Source organism: Bradyrhizobium sp. HKCCYLS3013, from assembly GCF_051167615.1.
Taxonomy (GTDB): domain Bacteria; phylum Pseudomonadota; class Alphaproteobacteria; order Rhizobiales; family Xanthobacteraceae; genus Bradyrhizobium.
On record NZ_JBNPTK010000011.1, the window covers coordinates 116005 to 134405 of the forward strand.

At 66.6% G+C, this 18401-nt stretch carries 12 protein-coding genes; 9 read left to right on the forward strand and 3 right to left on the reverse strand.

Features of this window, described 5'->3' with window-relative positions:
* The first annotated feature begins 37 nt into the window (after positions 1-37).
* The 5 genes from ACQR1F_RS20400 (at position 38) to ACQR1F_RS20420 (ending at position 8651) form a co-directional block, all read left to right on the forward strand.
* Complete coding sequence (locus ACQR1F_RS20400) at positions 38-1210, forward strand: phosphoserine transaminase (RefSeq protein WP_434913728.1); 1173 nt, start codon at positions 38-40, stop codon at positions 1208-1210.
* A 200-nt stretch (positions 1211-1410) separates the two neighbouring features.
* Positions 1411-3000: a phosphoglycerate dehydrogenase gene (serA, locus tag ACQR1F_RS20405; protein ID WP_316237580.1), complete on the forward strand. Its 1590-nt coding sequence runs from the start codon at positions 1411-1413 to the stop codon at positions 2998-3000.
* Positions 3001-3192: 192 nt separating this feature from the next.
* The gene (locus ACQR1F_RS20410) at positions 3193-4860 is read left to right on the forward strand and encodes a mucoidy inhibitor MuiA family protein (protein ID WP_315803495.1); all 1668 of its coding nucleotides are present in this window, start codon (positions 3193-3195) and stop codon (positions 4858-4860) included.
* A gap of 130 nt (positions 4861-4990) precedes the next feature.
* Positions 4991-6847: an ATP-dependent zinc metalloprotease FtsH gene (gene ftsH, locus ACQR1F_RS20415; RefSeq protein ID WP_316177624.1), complete on the forward strand. Its 1857-nt coding sequence runs from the start codon at positions 4991-4993 to the stop codon at positions 6845-6847.
* A gap of 118 nt (positions 6848-6965) precedes the next feature.
* Complete coding sequence (locus tag ACQR1F_RS20420) at positions 6966-8651, forward strand: methyl-accepting chemotaxis protein (protein WP_434840264.1); 1686 nt, start codon at positions 6966-6968, stop codon at positions 8649-8651.
* A gap of 24 nt (positions 8652-8675) precedes the next feature.
* Here ACQR1F_RS20420 and ACQR1F_RS20425 read toward each other — a convergent pair whose 3' ends face one another.
* From ACQR1F_RS20425 to mgtA, 3 genes are all read right to left on the reverse strand, one after another.
* Positions 8676-9608, reverse strand: a complete 933-nt coding sequence (locus ACQR1F_RS20425; protein WP_316177627.1) for a DMT family transporter — start codon at positions 9606-9608, stop codon at positions 8676-8678.
* Between the two features lie 114 nt (positions 9609-9722).
* Positions 9723-10646 carry a DMT family transporter gene (locus tag ACQR1F_RS20430; protein WP_434840265.1) on the reverse strand — a complete coding sequence of 308 codons (924 nt, stop codon included), beginning with the start codon at positions 10644-10646 and terminating at the stop codon, positions 9723-9725.
* Between the two features lie 147 nt (positions 10647-10793).
* The gene (gene mgtA / locus ACQR1F_RS20435; protein ID WP_434913729.1) at positions 10794-13355 is read right to left on the reverse strand and encodes a magnesium-translocating P-type ATPase; all 2562 of its coding nucleotides are present in this window, start codon (positions 13353-13355) and stop codon (positions 10794-10796) included.
* A gap of 210 nt (positions 13356-13565) precedes the next feature.
* Between mgtA and ACQR1F_RS20440 the strand changes: the two genes are divergently transcribed.
* From ACQR1F_RS20440 to ACQR1F_RS20455, 4 genes are all read left to right on the forward strand, one after another.
* Entirely contained in the window at positions 13566-14834 is a 1269-nt protein-coding gene (locus ACQR1F_RS20440; RefSeq protein WP_434890762.1) for an efflux RND transporter periplasmic adaptor subunit, read from the forward strand.
* On the forward strand, positions 14831-16057 hold the full coding sequence (locus tag ACQR1F_RS20445; protein WP_434913730.1) for an ABC transporter permease: 1227 nt from the start codon (positions 14831-14833) through the stop codon (positions 16055-16057). The genes ACQR1F_RS20440 and ACQR1F_RS20445 overlap by 4 nt, the downstream gene beginning before the upstream one ends.
* Positions 16050-16733, forward strand: a complete 684-nt coding sequence (locus ACQR1F_RS20450) for an ABC transporter ATP-binding protein (RefSeq protein WP_434913731.1) — start codon at positions 16050-16052, stop codon at positions 16731-16733. The genes ACQR1F_RS20445 and ACQR1F_RS20450 overlap by 8 nt, the downstream gene beginning before the upstream one ends.
* 347 nt (positions 16734-17080) lie before the next feature.
* The gene (locus ACQR1F_RS20455) at positions 17081-18373 is read left to right on the forward strand and encodes an adenylosuccinate synthase (RefSeq protein WP_315803334.1); all 1293 of its coding nucleotides are present in this window, start codon (positions 17081-17083) and stop codon (positions 18371-18373) included.
* The last annotated feature ends 28 nt before the right edge of the window (positions 18374-18401 follow it).

Genomic DNA, 18401 nt, shown 5'->3' on the forward strand with positions numbered 1-18401 from the left:
CCCCCAACGGGAGGCTTACTATCTGGAAGGATAGACGATGACTGCAGCGAAGCCCTCGCAGCGGCCTGTTGTGCCGCATTTCTCCTCCGGCCCCTGCGCCAAGCGTCCCGGATGGACCTCCGAAAATCTCAAGGACGCTCCCCTCGGCCGCTCGCATCGCGCGAAGGTCGGCAAAGCCAAGCTCAAGCAGGCGATCGAGCTGACGCGCGACGTTCTCGAAGTGCCGGCCGACTACAAGATCGGCATCGTGCCCGCGTCGGACACGGGTGCGGTCGAGATGGCGCTGTGGTCGCTGCTCGGTGCGCGGCCCGTCACCACGATCGCCTGGGAATCGTTCGGCGAAGGCTGGGTCAGCGACATCGTCAAGGAGCTCAAGCTCAAGGATGTCACCAAGCTGCATGCCGGCTATGGCGAGATTCCGGATCTGTCGAAGGTCGATCCGGCCAGCGACGTCGTCTTCACCTGGAACGGCACCACCTCGGGCGTCCGCGTTCCCAACGCCGACTGGATCAGCGCGACGCGTGAAGGCCTGACCATCTGCGATGCGACCTCCGCTGCATTCGCCCAGCCGCTTGACTGGCCGAAGCTCGACGTCGTCACCTTCTCCTGGCAGAAGGCGCTCGGCGGCGAGGCCGCGCATGGCATGCTCATCCTGTCGCCGCGCGCAGTCGAGCGTCTCGAGACCTACAAGCCGGCCTGGCCGCTGCCGAAGATCTTCCGCCTCACCAAGGGCGGCAAGCTCAATGCCGGCATCTTCGAGGGCGAGACCATCAACACGCCGTCGATGCTGTGCGTCGAGGACTATCTGGATGCGCTGACTTGGGGCAAGTCGACCGGCGGTCTCAAGGCGCTGATCGCCCGCGCCGACGCCAACACCAAGGTGCTGGCCGACTGGAAGGCGCGCACGCCCTGGATCGACTTCCTGGCGCAGGATCCCGCTATCCGCTCCAACACCTCGGTGTGCCTCAAGGTCATCGATCCCGCGATCACATCGCTTTCGGCCGATGCGCAGGCGGAGTTCGCCAAGAAGCTGGTGGCGCTGGTCGAGAAGGAGAACGCCGGCTTCGACTTCGCACACTATCGCGATGCGCCGGCTGGCCTGCGCATCTGGTGCGGCGCCACCGTGGAAGCGAGCGACGTCGCGCTGCTGACGCAGTGGATCGACTGGGCGTTCGCCGAGGCCAAGGCCGCGCTGCCGAAGGCCGCCTGAGGCGCGCTGCGTAGGGTGGGCAAAGGCGCGTAGCGCCGTGCCCACCATCTATCTCACCTCACGCGAGAGAGCGGTGGGCACGCTCCCGCCTTCGCTCGAAGAGCTACGGCGGGCAAGTCGCTTTGCCCACCCTACAAGTTTCCAACTCATCTCGGCGCCCTGCGCCGTCCCTCGCAAAGAGGGCGTGAAGGAACATCGTCATGTCCAAACCCAAAGTTCTCATTTCCGACGCACTCTCCCCGGCTGCCGTGCAGATTTTCAAGGATCGCGGCATCGAGGTCGACTTCCAGCCCAATCTCGGCAAGGACAAGGACAAGCTCGCCGACATCGTCGGCGACTATGACGGCCTTGCGATCCGCTCCGCCACCAAGGCCACGGCCAAGATCATCGAGCGCGCCAAGCGGCTCAAGGTGATCGGCCGCGCCGGCATCGGCGTCGACAATGTCGAAATCCCCGCGGCAACCGCCAAGGGCATCATCGTGATGAACACGCCGTTCGGCAATTCGATCACGACCGCCGAGCATGCGATCACGATGATGCTGTCGCTGGCGCGCGAGATCCCGCAGGCCGACGCCTCGACCCAGGCCGGCAAGTGGGAGAAGAACCGCTTCATGGGCGTCGAGATCACCGGCAAGACGCTGGGCGTGATCGGCTGCGGCAATATCGGCTCGATCGTCTGCGACCGTGCGCAGGGCCTGCGCATGAAGGTGATCGGCTTCGATCCGTTCCTCACCGAGGAGCGCGCGCTCGATCTCGGCGTCGAGAAGGTCGAGCTCGAGGAGCTGCTGAAGCGCGCCGATTTCATCACGCTGCACACGCCGCTGACCGACAAGACCCGCAACATCATCGATGCCGCGGCGATCGCCAAGATGAAGCAGGGCGTGCGCATCATCAATTGCGCCCGCGGCGGCCTGATCGACGAGCAGGCGCTGCTCGCGGCGCTCAACAGCAAGCATGTCGCGGGTGCCGCGCTCGACGTGTTCGCCGAGGAGCCGGCCACCAGCAATCCGCTGTTCGGCCATGCCAACGTGATCTGCACGCCGCATCTCGGCGCCTCGACCACGGAAGCGCAGGAGAACGTCGCGCTGCAGATCGCCGAGCAGATGTCGGACTACCTGCTCACCGGCGCGATCTCGAACGCGATCAACTTCCCGTCGATCACGGCCGAGGAAGCGCCCAAGCTGAAGCCGTTCATCGCGCTCGCCGAGAAGCTCGGCTCGTTCGCGGGCCAGCTCACGGAAAGCAGCATCACCAAGATCCAGATCACCTATGAAGGCCACGTCGCCGAGATGAAGACCCGGGCGCTGACCTCGGCGGTGCTGGCGGGGCTGCTGCGGCCGATGCTGGGCGAGGTCAACGTCGTGTCGGCGCCGGTGATCGCCAAGGAGCGCGGCATGATCGTCGACGAGGTGCTGCGCGCCGGCGAGAGCGACTATGAGAGCCTGATCACGGTCGCGGTCACCACCGAGCACCAGGAGCGCGCGGTGTCGGGCACGGTCTACGCCGACGGCAAGCCGCGCCTCGTCGACATCAAGGGCATCCGTGTCGACGCCGAGTTCGGCAAGTCGATGATCTACGTCACCAACGAGGACAAGCCGGGCTTCATCGGCAAGTTCGCAAGCCTCCTGGGCGATGCCAAGATCAACATCGCGACCTTCCATCTCGGCCGCGTCGCGCCGGGCAGCGACGCGATCGCGCTGGTCGAGGTCGACGGTGCGGTGCCGGCCGATCTGCTCGCCAAGATCCAGGCGCTGCCGCAGGTCAAGCAGGCCAAGGCGCTGGCGTTCTGATCGTCCGATGAGATGAGTTGCAACGGCGGCGCGGCCTCTGGCCCTGTCGCCGTTGCGACTCTGAAGGGCCATCGAGCGACCGGCCCTTCAAGCCGTCGATTGAACCCGGCTTTCTTTCCCTGCGTCTAACGCCCGATGAAGGACCGGCTGACCCGGTCCCGTGGGCGTTGGGCTGCGGAGAAAGTGATGACCATGCGAAACAAGGGCCTGCTTGCCACGGGTCTCGTCCTGGGTGCTGCGCTGACGGCGGTGCCCGGCCATGCGGCAAACGTCGATACGACCTCCACCGTCGATGCCGTGACGGTCTATCCGGATGGCGCGACGGTGACCCGGGTCATCTCGCTCGACCTTCCCGCAGGTGACAGCACCGCGATCGCCAAGGACTTCCCGCTCGGCCTCGATGCGTCCTCGCTGCGCGTGGAAGGCGAGGCCGGCACCAAGCTCGTGATCGGCACCGTCGACGCCAAGCCGCCGCGTGCGGCGCCGCCCGTCAACCTGCCCGACATCGACAAGCGCATCGAAGCGCTGCAGGACGAGCGTGCCAATCTCGACGGCGCGATTGCAGCGGCTGTTGCGCGCAAGAAATTTGCCGAGCGTTTTGCCGAGGCATCGCCGGCCGGGCTCGGCGAGAAGGGCGAGGCGCGTCCGATCACGGAATGGCGTGCCGCGTTCGCCGCCGTTGCCGACGAGGTCGGACAGGCCGACGCGGCGATCCGTGATGCGGAGCGCAAGCAGCGCGACATCGATCGCGAGATCGCGCGCCTGCAGGACAATCTCACGACGAAGCCCCCGAGCAAGCTGGAGGTGCGGATCGAATTGTCGGCGGCGGCAGCGACCAAGGCGACCTTGCGCGTGACCTACGCGGTGCGCAATGCCCGCTGGGTGCCGCTCTATGACGCGCGTCTTGACACGTCGGCGAAGGACCACAAACCGGCTCTCGAGCTGGTGCGACGCGCCGAGATCCAGCAGGCCACCGGCGAGGACTGGCCCGAGGTCGCGCTCACGGTTTCGACGGTGCGGACCGGACGCGGCGGCAGTGCGCCCGAGCTCAGGACGATCATCGCGCAATATCCGCCGCCGCCACCGCCAGCGCCGAAGCCGGCCGCCGTGAGCGCGGCACGAGGACTCATGGAGAGCCGGCAGGAGTTTCGCTTTAACGGAGGGACGACGTTCGGAGATGTCGCGGACAAGGCCGTCGAGCAGCAGACGGTCGCGGAGATCAGCGCCTTCCAGACCGTCTTCCGTCTTCCCGGACGCGTCAGCGTCGGTGCCAATGATGGCGCGAAGAGCCTGCGCATCTCCACCGCGACGATCACGCCCGAACTGACGATCCGTTCCGCGCCCGTCATCGATCCCACCGCCTATCTCGAAGCGAGCTTCCCACAGGCGGAGGACGCGCCGCTGCTGCCGGGCAAGGTCTCGATCTATCGCGACGGCATGTTCGTCGGCACCAGCAAATTGGCCGCCGCGGGCAAGGATGAGCCCGTTCGTCTCGGCTTCGGGGCCGACGACAAGGTCAAGGTCGAGCGTAGTGTCGTCAAGCGCAACGAAGGCTCGGCCGGCCTGATCGTGACGACGGCGAAGATCGACGAGCGCGCCTTCAAGACGACGGTCCGCAACGCGCATGATTTCCCGGTCAAGGTCGCGATCCAGGATCAGCTGCCGGTCAGCGAGAACGAAGAGATCACGGTCGAGATGCTTCCTGCGACCACGCCGCCGGTCTCGACCAACGTCCGCGACCGGCGTGGCGTCGTCGAATGGGTGATCGACGCCAAACCCGGCGAGACCAAGGATATCGCCTTCGCCTGGCGCGTGCGCTGGCCGAAGGACAAGTCGATCGTGATGCAGCCGTCGGGCTGAGTGCCGGGCGGGGGGACTGGTGCCGCTTGATCCATGACAAGCTGCCCGGTCCCGGTCCTGTTATGCGCGAGTGGAACCCCGTTGATCACGTCCTGTCCGGCCGTGATCGATCTCGACCGAGAGCGCCGACATGGAATCCGACCCGAACACCCGCAAGCAGGCCGTCGCCGTCGGCTACATCTTCCTCGCCGGCGTCGGCATGCTGCTGCTGCAGTGGCTGCTGACGACCTACAACACGGTCGAGACCATTCCATACAGCCAGTTCGAGCAATTGATCGAGCAGGGCAAGATCTCCGAGGTGTCGGTCAGCCAGGACACCATCCAGGGCAAGTTCAAGGACAAGCAGTCCGACGGCAAGACGTCGTTCATCACCGCGCGCGTCGATCCGCCGCTGGCCGAGAAGCTCGCCGCGAAGGGCGTGAAGGTGACCGGCGTGCCCTCGGGCGGGCTGATCCAGACGCTGCTGTCCTGGGTCGTGCCGGCGCTGATGTTCTATCTCATCTGGGTGTTCCTCGGCCGCAAGGTGATGGACCGCCAAGGCTTCGGCGGTCTGATGTCGATCGGCAAGTCGCGCGCCAAGGTCTATGTCGAGACCGACACCAAGGTCACCTTTGCCGATGTCGCAGGGGTCGACGAGGCCAAGTTCGAGCTGCAGGAGGTCGTGCAGTTCCTGAAGGATCCGAAGAGCTATGGCCGGCTCGGCGCACACGTCCCCAAGGGCATCCTGCTGGTCGGCCCGCCCGGCACCGGCAAGACCCTGCTCGCGCGCGCGGTGGCGGGCGAAGCGGGGGTGGCGTTCTTCTCGATCTCCGGATCCGAGTTCGTGGAGATGTTCGTCGGCGTCGGCGCTGCCCGCGTGCGCGATCTGTTCGAGCAGGCCCGCAAGGCCGCGCCTTGCATCATCTTCATCGATGAGCTCGACGCGCTCGGCCGCAGCCGAACCGCGGGTGGCCAACTCGGCGGCTACGATGAGAAGGAGCAGACGCTCAATCAATTGCTGGCGGAGCTCGACGGCTTCGACCCAAGCTCCGGCGTCATCCTGCTCGCCGCCACCAACCGGCCGGAGATCCTCGATCCCGCGCTCATGCGCGCCGGCCGCTTCGATCGCCAGGTGCTGGTCGACCGTCCTGACAGGGGCGGGCGGCTCGCAATTCTCAAGGTGCATGTCCGCAAGATCACGGTCGCCGACAGCGTCGATCTCGACAAGGTCGCGGCACTGACGGCCGGCTTCACCGGCGCCGACCTCGCCAACCTGATCAACGAGGCGGCGATCGCGGCGACCCGCCGCAAGGGTCACGAGGTGACGTTCGACGATTTCACGATGGCGATCGAGCGCATCGTCGCCGGCATCGAGAAGAAGAGCCGCGTGCTCAGTCCCGCCGAGCGCCGCCGTGTCGCCTATCACGAGATGGGCCACGCGCTGGTCGCGGCCAATCTCGTCGGCGTCGATCCGGTGCAGAAGGTCTCGATCATTCCGCGCGGCGTCGGCGCGCTCGGCTACACGATGCAGCGCCCGACCGAGGATCGCTTTCTGCTCGCGGTCAGCGAGCTGAAGAACCGCATCGCCGTCCTGATGGGCGGCCGCGCCTCGGAGCAGTTGATCTTCGACGGCGACGTGTCGACCGGCGCCGCCGACGATCTGCAGCGCGCGACCGAGATCGCCATCGAGATGGTCACCAAATACGGGATGGATGCGACTGTCGGGCAGCGCACTTACGCGCCGCGTCCACAGATCTCGTTCCTGCAGCCGCAGGATCAGATCGTGTCGGCGGCCGAGGAGACCGGGCGCGAGATCGACCTCGCGGTGCGGGATCTGATCGCAGACGGCGATGCCCGTGCCAGGGCGATTCTCGAAAGCCATCGCCCGGACCTCGAGCGCGGCGTCGCCCTCCTGATCGCCAAGGAGACGCTGACCGCCGAGGAGTTCGCGCCATTGCGGCCCGCCTCCGCCGCGGTCCCGGCCCCGGATGCCGTTGTCCCGAGCTGATCCGGGTTTCTACGGGGGCGCGTTCGCAACCGAACTCTAACCATCACCTGATCAGTTAACCGGCAGCTCACCTTGACAGATCGAGGCCGTCGATCGGGGACCGGGCGGAGTTCTTTGCGTGCTGCTGAACAACCTGAAGATTGCCCCCAAGCTCGCCATCGTCGTCGGCGTCGCGATGCTGGGCCTTGCCGCGGCCGGTACGTTTGCCGGCACTCTGATGCAAAAGGAGATGGTCAATGCCCGCATCGAACAGTGCCGGGCGATCGTCGAGACCGCGCGTAACATGGCCCTCGGCCTCATCAAGGATGTCGAAGCCGGCAAATTGACGAAGGAGGCTGCGCTCGACGAGTTCGTCAATCGCGGGAGAACGATGACCTTCGACAAGGGCACGGGCTATCTGTTCGCCTATACGATGGACGGCAATGTGGTGCTGTCCCAGGATCCGAAGCAGCGCGGCTCGAACGTGATCGATTTCGAGCTCAACGGCCGCAAGCTCGTCGTCGAGCTGCGCGACGGCGTTGCCAAGGATGGCGAAGTCACCTTGCACTACGAATATCTGCGTCCCGGTCAGGAGCAGCCGACCCGCAAGATCTCCTATGCGGTGATGATTCCCGGCTGGAATACGTTCGTGGGCACCGGCGTCTATGTCGACGATCTCGACGCGAAGATGAAGCCGTTGAAATGGCTGATCTGGATGGCCTGCGCAGGCATCGCGGTCGTCGCCGGCGGGATTGCCTGGCTGATCAGCCGCAGCATCAGCGTGCCGCTCGATCGTCTCGGCGTCCGCATGCGCGAGATCGCCGACGGCCGGCTCGAGGGCGAGATTCCCGGTGTCGGCCGCGGCGACGAGATCGGCGGGATGGCCGCGACCGTCCAGATCTTCAAGGACAACGCGCTGCGGATGCGCGAGCTCGAGCAGGCCGAGGCCGCCACCCAGCAGCGCGCGGCCGCCGAGCGGACCGCGGCCATGCAGAACCTCGCAGCCGACTTCGAGCGCAGCGTCAATGGCATCGTCCGCTCGGTGGCGTCGGCGGCCGAGGGCATGCAGCACACCGCGCAGTCGATGACCTCGACCGCGAGCGATGCCAGCTCGCGCGCTTCGACCGTCAGCGCCGCCACCCAGAGCGCCAACGACAATGTCGGCACGGTCGCCGCCGCGGCCGAGGAGCTGTCGAGCTCGGTCAACGAGATTTCGCGCCAGGTCGCCCGCTCCAGCGAGATCGCGAGCAAAGCCGTGGGCGACGCGGAGCGCACCAATGCCACCGTTCAGGTGTTGTCGACCGGTGCCGAGAAGATCGGCGAGGTCGTCAAGCTGATCCATTCGATCGCAGCGCAGACCAACCTGCTGGCGCTGAACGCCACGATCGAAGCCGCCCGCGCCGGCGAATCCGGCAAGGGTTTTGCGGTCGTCGCTTCGGAGGTGAAGGCGCTCGCCAACCAGACGGCGAAGGCGACCGAGGAGATTTCGGCGCAGGTCGCGGCGATGCAGACCTCGACCCAGGATGCGGTCACCGCCATCAGCGGCATCACCCAGACCATCGCGCAGATGAGCGAGATCACCAATTCGATCTCGACCTCGATCGCGCAGCAGGGCGACGCGACGCGCGAGATCGCGCGCAACATCCAGTCGGTCGCGGCCGGCTCCAACGAGATCAGCGCCCATATCGGCGGCGTCACCAAGGCGGCGGAAGCGACGGGCATGGCCGCCTCGGAAGTGCTGTCGAGCGCACGTGAGCTCGACAGCCAGTCGGGCCTGCTGCAGCAGGCCGTCGATGGCTTCATGGCAAAGGTGCGAACGGCCTGAGGCGGCTTGGAACGGACCCCACGCTCAGGCCATCTTGGGGCCGCCCGTGCGCGAGGCGATGATCACGCCCGCGATGACCAGCGCATAGCCCATGAGGTGGAACAGCCTGAGCTCCTCGCCGAGCAACAGGATCGCCAGCACCGAGCCGAACAACGGGACCAGGTGCAGGAACGGCGCGGCGCGGTTCGGTCCGATCAGGCTGATGCCGCGGTTGAAGAACAGATAGGCCAGCGTCGAGGCGAAGACGACGACGTAGCCGAGCGTCGCGATCGAGAGCAGGTCGGGCGCGAGCACGAACCCGGAGGAATATTCCCAGACCGCCAGCGGCAGCAGCAGAACGGCGCCGAGCGCCGTGCAGGACGAGATCAGCGACAACTGGTGCACCGCCGGCCGCCGCGTCATGGCGGCGGAGTAGAGGCCGAACACCAGCAATGCGCCCGCGAACATCAGGTCGCCGCGGTTGAACTGGATGCCCGCGAGCGCACCGAGATCGCCGCGCGTCAGGATCACCAGCACGCCGCTCAGCGACATCGCGATGCCTGCGAACTGGGCCAGGCTCAGCCTGACGCCGAACAGCAGCAACGACCACAGCGCCACGAACAGCGGCGTCGACGATTGGATCAGCAGCCCGTTGAGCGCCTGGGTGTATTGCATGGCCCAATAGGACAGCGCGTTGTTGATCGCGAATCCGGTCAGCGCCAGCAGCAGCAGAAGCGGCCAGTGCGCGAGCAGCGTGCGCCAGTCGCGCGCCAGGTGCGTGCGTGCGAACGGCCACAGCATCAGGAAGGTCCCGATCCAGCGGATGCACGACAGCGTCAGCGGCGGCACGTGCCCGGCGACGTAGCGCGCGAGCACGATGTTGCCGGCCCAGAACAGCGAAGCCAGCGTGAGCAGCACGTAAGGCTGGTTGTTGAGCCAGGCGAGCGGCGATGATGGCTTGATGTCGTCGGCGGGCAAGGGAGGCGGGACGCTCTGGCGGGGGGAGGACGCAAGGTGGGCCAAATCGCGGCGCTGCGCAATGCGCCGCCGGGGATTGGTGCCATGCAGGCGCCGTCGCCCGGGAGCAGCGTCTCACGTCGCCTGTTTGCGCGACGCCACGAACACGCCGGCCAGCACCAGGGCAAAGCCGATCACGTGGAAGATCTGCGGCTGCTCGCCGAGGAACACGAAGGCCATGATCGAGCCGAACACCGGCACCACGTGAAAGAACGGCGCGGCGCGGTTGGCGCCGATCAGGAGCACGCCGCGGTTGAAGCAGAGATAGGCGATCGTCGAAGGAAAGATCGCGACGTAGAGCAGCGACAACAGGTTCTGCGCGTCGAACGCCATGACCGGCCGCGCGTGGAGTTCCCAGATCAGCAGCGGAATCAGGCTGGCTGCACCGCAGCCGAAGGTGAAGGCGACCATCGACAGGCCGTGGATCTGCGGCCGCTTGATCGTCAGCACCGAGTAGAAGCCGAACACCGCCATCGCCAGCAGGAAGATCAGGTCCCCTCTGTTGAAGCTGATGTCGGCCAGCGCGGTGGGGTGACCGCGGGTCAGGATGAGCAGCACGCCCACGAGAGACAGCACGATGCCGATGGCCTGCGCCAGGGTCAGATGCACGCGCAGCAGCAGCATCGACCAGATTGCCACGATGAGCGGACCAGCCGACTGCAGCAGCAGGGTGTTGAGGGCCTGCGTATATTCGAGCGACCAGTATTGCAGCGTGTTGAAGGCGCCGATGCCCGTCACGGACAATGCGATCATGATGCCGAGCCGCGACCGGATCGCGGGCCAGTCCTGGCGCAGCTGTTTCCAGGCGAGCGGCAGGATCAGCAGGAAGGCCAACGACCAGCGCAGGAACGACAACGTCACCGGCGGGATGTGGCCGGCGGCGAGCCGGCCGACGATCGAGTTGCCGGCCCAGCACAGCGCCGTGATGCTCAGCAATATGTAGGGCTGGTTGGCGATCCAGCCGGGCGCGGTGGACGCGGTGCGATCGGCGGCAGACATGCGGCGCTGTTGGACCCGGTTGATGCGCCGCGGCAATCGGCCCGGCGATCCCAGGCCGAAGTTTCTCCCCGGCTGGGTCGACAGACACCAATTGCCGCTGCCTATCAAGAGGGCAGATGCATCGCGACCATGCAGCGATGATCGTCTTCAGGAGCCGGCATGCGGGGCATGTCCACGGTGCCGTCGCCGTGGTCCGGATTGGACCGCGACCGATTTGAGACGCTCCGCACTCAGCAGATAGACGATGACGAGAGCGGCGATGGCCGCCAGCACGATGGCAGGCGGTGCAACGAAGCCGAACCAGGCACCGGCCGGGGTGAAGGGCACGACGAGCGCGACGGCGAGGGCGGTCAGTGACGACGCCGTCAGCATCGGATCGGCGCGGTTGCTCCACGGCCGTCCGTTGGTCCGGATGATGAAGATGACGAGGATCTGGGTCGCCATCGATTCGAGGAACCAGGCGGTCCGGAACTCGTCGGGCGTCGCATGGAACAAATACAGCAGTGCGCCGAAGGTGAGAAAATCGAACAGCGATGACAGCGGGCCCATGATCGCGGCAAAGCGCAGCAGCCGCTTCATGTCCCAGCGCTGCGGCCGCGCGGTGGCCTGCGGACTCACACGATCGAACGGGATGCCGAGCTCGGAGAGATCGTAGAGCAGGTTGTTGAGCAGGATCTGCGTCGGCAGCATCGGCAGGAACGGCAGCATGATCGAGGCGACCGCCATCGACAGCATGTTGCCGAAATTCGAGCTCGCGCCCATCCGCACGTATTTCAGGATGTTGGCGAAGGTGCGCCGTCCTTCCTCCACGCCGTCGGCGACCACCTCGAGATCGGAGGCGAGCAGGATCATGTCGGCGGCCGATTGCGCCACGCCGGTCGCCCCGTCGACCGACAGGCCGATGTCGGCCACCTTCAGTGCCGGCGCGTCGTTGATGCCGTCACCCAGGAAGCCGACGACGTGGTCCGAGGCCTGCAGCGCCTTGACGATGCGCGATTTCTGATCGGGGGCGAGCCGGCCGAACGCATCGGCCGAACGCACCTGCACCGCAAGCGCATCGTCGCTGAGCTCGGCGATGTCGCTGCCGGACAGCACGCGATCCGCTCTCAGCCCGACCAGCCCGGCCAGTCGCTTGACCACGACCGGATCGTCGCCGGACAGGATCTTCAGCGCGATGCCGGCGCGCGCAAGCTGCGCGATGGCCGCGGCTGCGGTCGGCTTGGGCGGATCGGCGAACGCGCACAGACCCTCGAAGATCAGCTCCTGCTCGTCATCGGTCTCGATCTCGCGCGGCACGCCGGTCCAGGGCCGTGACGCGATGGCGACCGTGCGCAGGCCCTCGCGCGCCAGCGCGTGGACGCGCTCGCGCATGTCGGTGCGGCCGCTGTCGTCGAGCGGCGCGACGGTGCTGCCCTGCCGCTGCTGCGTGCACAGTTCGATCACCGCCTCCGGCGCGCCCTTCACGATCAGGATCTGTTCTGCCCCGCGGATCGCCAGCACCGAGCCGAGCCGGCGCGAGAAGTCGAAGGTCTGCTGTCCGCCCAGTGTCCATCCTGCCGCCTCAAGGTCCGCGCCGGCGATGAGCGCGGTGTCGAGCGAACCACGATCACCGCCGAGTGCGGCAGCGATCGCGCCGAGCTCCGCGGCTCGCGGGTCGTCGCTGCCGTCGGGCGCGACGCTTCGGGCCAGCGTGATCTCGGCCGAGGTCAATGTTCCCGTCTTGTCGGTGCACAGCACCGACATCGCGCCGAGATCATGGATCGCCGCGAGCCGCTTCACGATCACCTTGCGCTTGGCCATGCGCAGTGCGCCGCGCGACAGCGTCACGGTGGTGATCATCGGCAGCAGCTCGGGCGTCAGTCCGACCGCGAGCGCGACCGAGAACAGCAGCGAGTCGAGTACATCGCGGCCGAATACGACGCGCACCGTGAGCACGATCACGACCAGGGCCAGCGTCAGCCGCGCGATGACGAGGCCGAATTCGTGCAGGTCGCGCTCGAACGGCGTGCGGGCCTGCGCTTCGGCCAGCGCCGAGGCGGCAGCGCCGAACATCGTGTTCGGCCCGGTGTTGACGACGATCGCGACGGCCTCTCCGGTCTGGGCCACTGAGCCGCGAAACAGCACATTCGACGTGTCGTTCTCATCGCTGGGAATGCCGGCCTGTTTCGTCACGGGATAGGGCTCTCCCGTCAGCGCCGCCTCGCCGGCAGTGAAGGCCTTGCTTTCGATGATCAGCGCATCGGCAGGAACGATGTCGCCCGCGCGGACGCGCAGGATGTCTCCGGGAACGACGGCGTCGACGTCGATCTCGCGATAGGCGCCGTCCCGCTTGACCTCGGCCTTCAGGGCCACGGAGCGGCGGAGCTCCTCGGCCGCCTTGACGGCATGCCCCTCCTGAACCGTATCGAGCCCGATCGACAGCGTGAGGATGAGGACGATGATGGCGCCGCCGATCACGTCGCCCGTCACCATCGAGATGATGCCGGCCACCAGCAGGATCAGCGATAGCGGCTCGAGCAGGCGGCGAAGCACGGCGCGCATCGGCCCCACGACATGGGATGGGGAGTCGGCATTCCGGCCGTAGCGTTGCAGCCGCTGCCCGGCGTCGGCCCCGCCGAGGCCGTTCAGGTCGCAGCCCAGCGCTGCGGCTGCCTGCGCAGGCGACAGCCGCCAGAACCGGTGCAGGCCGGGGCTCGTATCGGTGCTCACATGCATCCGTTCATGTTCGTGGATGATTGGTGATGGTCATCTTGTCTGATTTGCATGAAGGATCGTGCGCCGGTTGACCTAGCGCAACATCCTGCTGCCGCGATCCCCTAGCTTTGCGGGCAATGCGCCGCGGGCTGACGGCCGCACCCGAGGAATGGATGGCGCCCGTCGCCGGGCATCATCCGCATTGACGAGTTTGTATTGAGGACCATGGCCGAACAAGCCGCAGCTCTCCCATCCCCCACGAAAGCCGCCGTTGGTCCGACCGTCCTGGCGGCGGTATGGGCGCATCGCTGGTTCGCTCTCGCCATCATCGTGCTGCTCGGCCTTGGCGGCTGGCAAAGCGTCCGCGTCATGCTTGGGCCTGCCATCGTCGTCGATCAGGTCCGGCGCGGCGACCTCGTCGAGACGGTCGTTGCCAGCGGTCACGTCGAGACGCCGTTCCGCGTCGAGATCGGCAGCCAGATCACCGGCACGGTCGAGGAGGTGCTGGTGCTGGAAGGCCAGCATGTCACCAAGGGCCAGCCGCTGATCTCGCTGGAGTCGCGCGAGCTGAAGGCTGCGGTGGTGCAGGCACAAGGGCAGGTGGCGCAGGCCGAGGCGCGGATGCGCCAGCTCGCCGAGCTGACCTTGCCGTCGGCGAAGGAGGCGTTGCGCCAGGTGCAGGCGACCTTGCTCAATGCCCAGCAGACCTATGACCGGACGTCGCAGCTGACCGGCAACGGCTATGCGACGCGCGCGGCGCTCGACGAGGCCCAGAAGACGCTCGACGTTGCGCTGGCGCAGAAGCGTGCCGCCGAATTCCAGGTCTTCACGGCGAGCCCCGGTGGCAGCGACTACGTCATGGCCGAGACGCAGCTGAACCAGGCGCGCGCCAATCTCGACACCGCGCAGTCGCGTCTCGGCTATGCGACGATCTCGGCGCCACGCGACGGCGTGCTGATCACGCGCAGTGTCGAGCGCGGCACCGTGGCGCAACCCGGCAAGACGCTGCTCGTCCTGGCACCTGCCGGCGATCTCCAGCTCGTCCTGCAGATCGACGAGCGCAATCTCGGCAAGCTGGCGCTCGGCCAGACGGCGCTGGCGTCGGCCGATGCCTATCCCGACAAGCGCTTCCCCGCCGTGGTCAGCTACATCAACCCCGGCATCGATATTTCCCGCGCGTCCGTCCAGGTCAAGCTGATCGTCAAGGACCCGCCCGACTATCTGCGCCAGGACATGACGGTGTCTGTCGACATCGAGGTCGCCTCCCGCAAGGATACGCTGGAGCTGCCGGTGCGCTCGGTTCACGACATCACCTCGGGACAGCCCTGGGTGCTCGGCGTGAAGGACGGCCGCGCCGCCAAGCAGCCGGTGCGCGTCGGCATCCGCGGCAACAGCCATGTCGAGATCGTCGACGGCCTGAGTGCCGGTGACATCGCCGTGCCGCAGAGTTCAGGCATCCTCACCGGCCAGCGCTTCCGCCCGGTGCTGCCGTGAATCGCTGGCTGCCCTTCGAGTGGATCGCGGCGGTACGCTTCCTGCGCGAGGGCCGGCTGCAGACCTTGTTCATCATCGGCGGCATCGCGATCGGCGTCGGCGTCATCGTGTTCATGTCGGCGATGCTGGCCGGCCTCGAGGCCAATTTCATCAAGCGGGTGTTGACCTCGCAGCCGCAGATCCAGCTGCTGACGCCGGATCAGGTTGCGCGTCCCCTGCGCAACGACAATGGCGTGATCGAGGATGCCATCGTGCAGCGTCCGAGCCAGCGCGTGATCTCGATCGATCAATGGCCGAAGATCCGCAATCAGATGCTGGCGATGCCGGAGATCTCGGCGGTGTCGCCGACCATCTCCGGCTCCGCCCTCGCCATTCGCGGCGACGCCAGCCGCGCCGTGACGCTGTCCGGCATCGAGCCGGAGAGCTACTTCAGAATCGTGCACGTGCCGGACTACATCGTCGCCGGCGAGCCGCGGCTGACCAGCGAGGACATCATCATCGGTACCGAGCTCGCCAGGGATCTCGGCGCCATCGTCGGCGACAAGCTCAATGTTCAGGCCGCCTCCGGCGCCAACCGCGTGCTGATCGTGACTGGCCTCGTCGACCTCGGCAGCAAGGGCGCCAATCAGCGCTCCGCCTATGTCGCGCTGCGCACGGCGCAGTCGCTGCTCGGCATGGTCGGCGGCGTCACCACGATCGACATGACGGTACGGGACATCTATGCCGCTGAGGACATTGCGCAGCGCATCCAGGCCGCCAATCGCGTCAAGGCCGACAGCTGGATCAAGACCAATGCCCAGTTCTTCACGGCGGTGCGCGCGCAGGCGACATCCAACACGCTGATCCGCGTCTTCGTCGCGCTCTCGGTCGCGTTCGGCATCGCCGCTGTGCTGATCGTCTCGGTAATCCAGCGCTCCAAGGAGATCGGGATCCTGCGTGCGATGGGCACCTCGCGCGGACAGATATTGCGCGTGTTCCTGCTGCAGGGCGGGCTGCTCGGCTTCGTCGGCTCGCTGTTCGGCGCGGCGATGGGCGCGGGTGCGCTGATCTATTGGCATGCGGTGCAGCGTCAGGCCGATGGCTCGGAGTTGTTTCCGTTGATCCTCGAACGCCGATTGTTCGTCATCACGGCCCTGCTCGCGACGGTGACGGGCCTGCTCGCCGCGACCGCGCCGGCGCTGCGCGCGGCCAAGCTCGATCCGGTGGTGGCGATCCGTGGCTGAGGTCCTGCTGCGACTGGAAAAGGTCTGCAAGGCCTACAATGTCGGGCAGCCGACCGAGAGCGAGGTGCTGCACGACATCGACCTCGAGGTCGACCGCGGCGAATTCGTCGCGCTGATCGGACCGTCCGGCTCGGGCAAAAGCACCTTGCTCAACATCGTCGGACTGCTTGACCGGCCGACATCCGGAAGGCTCACGATCAAGGGCCAGGATACCGCCGCCCTCGGCGATACCGAGCTCACCCATCTGCGCGGCCATACCATCGGTTTCATCTTTCAGTCTCATCTCCTGATCTCCGCCTTCACGGCCAAGGAGAACGTGATGATGCCGCTGCTGGTCGATCGCGGCTTCCCGGGTCCCGAGATCGAGGCGCAGGCGTCGAAGCTGCTCGACCAGGTCGGGCTGGCGAAATTCGCCGACCATCTCGCCAGCAACATGTCGGGCGGCCAGCAGCAGCGCGTCGCGGTGGCGCGGGCGCTGGCGATGAACCCCGATCTGGTCCTGGCGGACGAGCCGACCGGCAACCTCGACACCAAGTCTGCCGAGGCGGTCTTTGGCCTGATGCGCGACGTCAATCGGAAGGTCGGCACGAGCTTCCTGCTCGTCACCCACAACCTTGATCTGGCCCGGCGCTGCGATCGCATCATCGAGGTTGTCGACGGCCGCATCCAGAGCTGAGAGCTGGCCGCTTCGATCGTAGATTCGCCGCCGTTCGGGTGCTCAATGGAACTGCCCGGCTCGATGCGCCGCCAGAAGCGCACGGCCGGGTCGCCCGATCCGCAGCCGGGGCGGCTTGAAATTTTGGGGCTTATCAAAGGCTTGGTGGCGCTGTTGTGTGCTCCGAAGGCCCGTTCTCGCTTGCCTAGCCCGGCGGCTTCCTTTATCCGGTGGATCGCCTCGCAAGCGAGCGGTCCTGGCCGCGATTTGGGCTGGGCGCATGGTTGGCCAGGCTGGCCCCGCATCGGAAGCGATTTCGTCCGAACCGATCGTGCTGTTTTGGATCTTGGCAGAGGAAAGAGCTGCGAATGGCTAACGTGGTCGTCGTCGGCGCCCAATGGGGTGACGAGGGGAAGGGCAAGATCGTCGACTGGCTGTCGGAGCAGGCCGACATCGTCGTGCGCTTCCAGGGCGGCCATAATGCCGGTCATACCCTCGTCATCAACGGCGCGACCTACAAGCTGGCGCTGCTGCCGTCGGGCGTGCTGCGCACCGGCAAGCTGTCGGTGATCGGCAATGGCGTCGTGTTCGATCCGCAGGCCTTCCTCGACGAGGTCGGCAAGCTCCAGTCGCAGGGCGTCGCCATCAGCCCGGACAATCTGCGCGTTGCCGAGAACGTCACCTTGATCCTGCCGCTGCACCGCGAGCTCGACGCGCTGCGCGAGTCCGCGAGCGCCGCGACCGCGATCGGCACCACCCGCCGCGGCATCGGCCCGGCCTATGAGGACAAGGTCGGCCGCCGCGCGATCCGGCTGATGGACCTCGCCGATCTCGATACGCTGCCGCACAAGATCGATCGCCTGCTCGCCCATCACAACGCGTTGCGCCGGGGTCTCGGCCTCGAGCCGATCGACGGCCAGCAGATCCTGCGCGAGCTGACGGCGCTGGCGCCGAAGCTGCTGCCCTACGCGGAGACCGTGTGGCGGCTGCTCGACATCAAGCGCCGCGAAGGCAAGCGCATGCTGTTCGAGGGCGCCCAGGGTGCGCTGCTTGACGTCGACCACGGCACCTACCCTTACGTGACCTCGTCCAACACGGTGGCGGCGCAGGCGGCGACCGGCGCCGGCCTCGGACCGGGCGCGATCGGCTACGTGCTCGGCCTGTGCAAGGCCTACACGACCCGCGTCGGACAGGGGCCGTTTCCGACCGAGCAGGACAACGAGACCGGCCGCAAGATCGGCGAGCGCGGCCGCGAATTCGGAACGAATACCGGCCGGCCGCGTCGTTGCGGCTGGTTCGATGCGGTGCTGGTTCGCCAGGCGGTGCGGACCTGCGGCATTAACGGTCTTGCGCTGACCAAGCTGGACATTCTCGATGGTTTCGACACCATCGAGGTCTGTACCGGCTACAGGCTGGACGGCAAGGAGATCGATCATTTTCCGGCAGGTGAGGGCGCGCAGTCCAGGGTCGAACCGATCTACGAGACGATCGAAGGCTGGAAGCAGCCGACGGCGAACGCGCGCTCCTGGGCCGATCTGCCGGCTCAGGCCATCAAATACGTCCGGCGCATCGAGGAACTGGTGGGTTGCCCGATCGCACTGCTTTCCACCAGCCCCGAACGCGAGGATACTATTCTGGTCCAGAATCCCTTCGAGGCATGACGGGACCCGACAGCTGAGCGCGCGAATT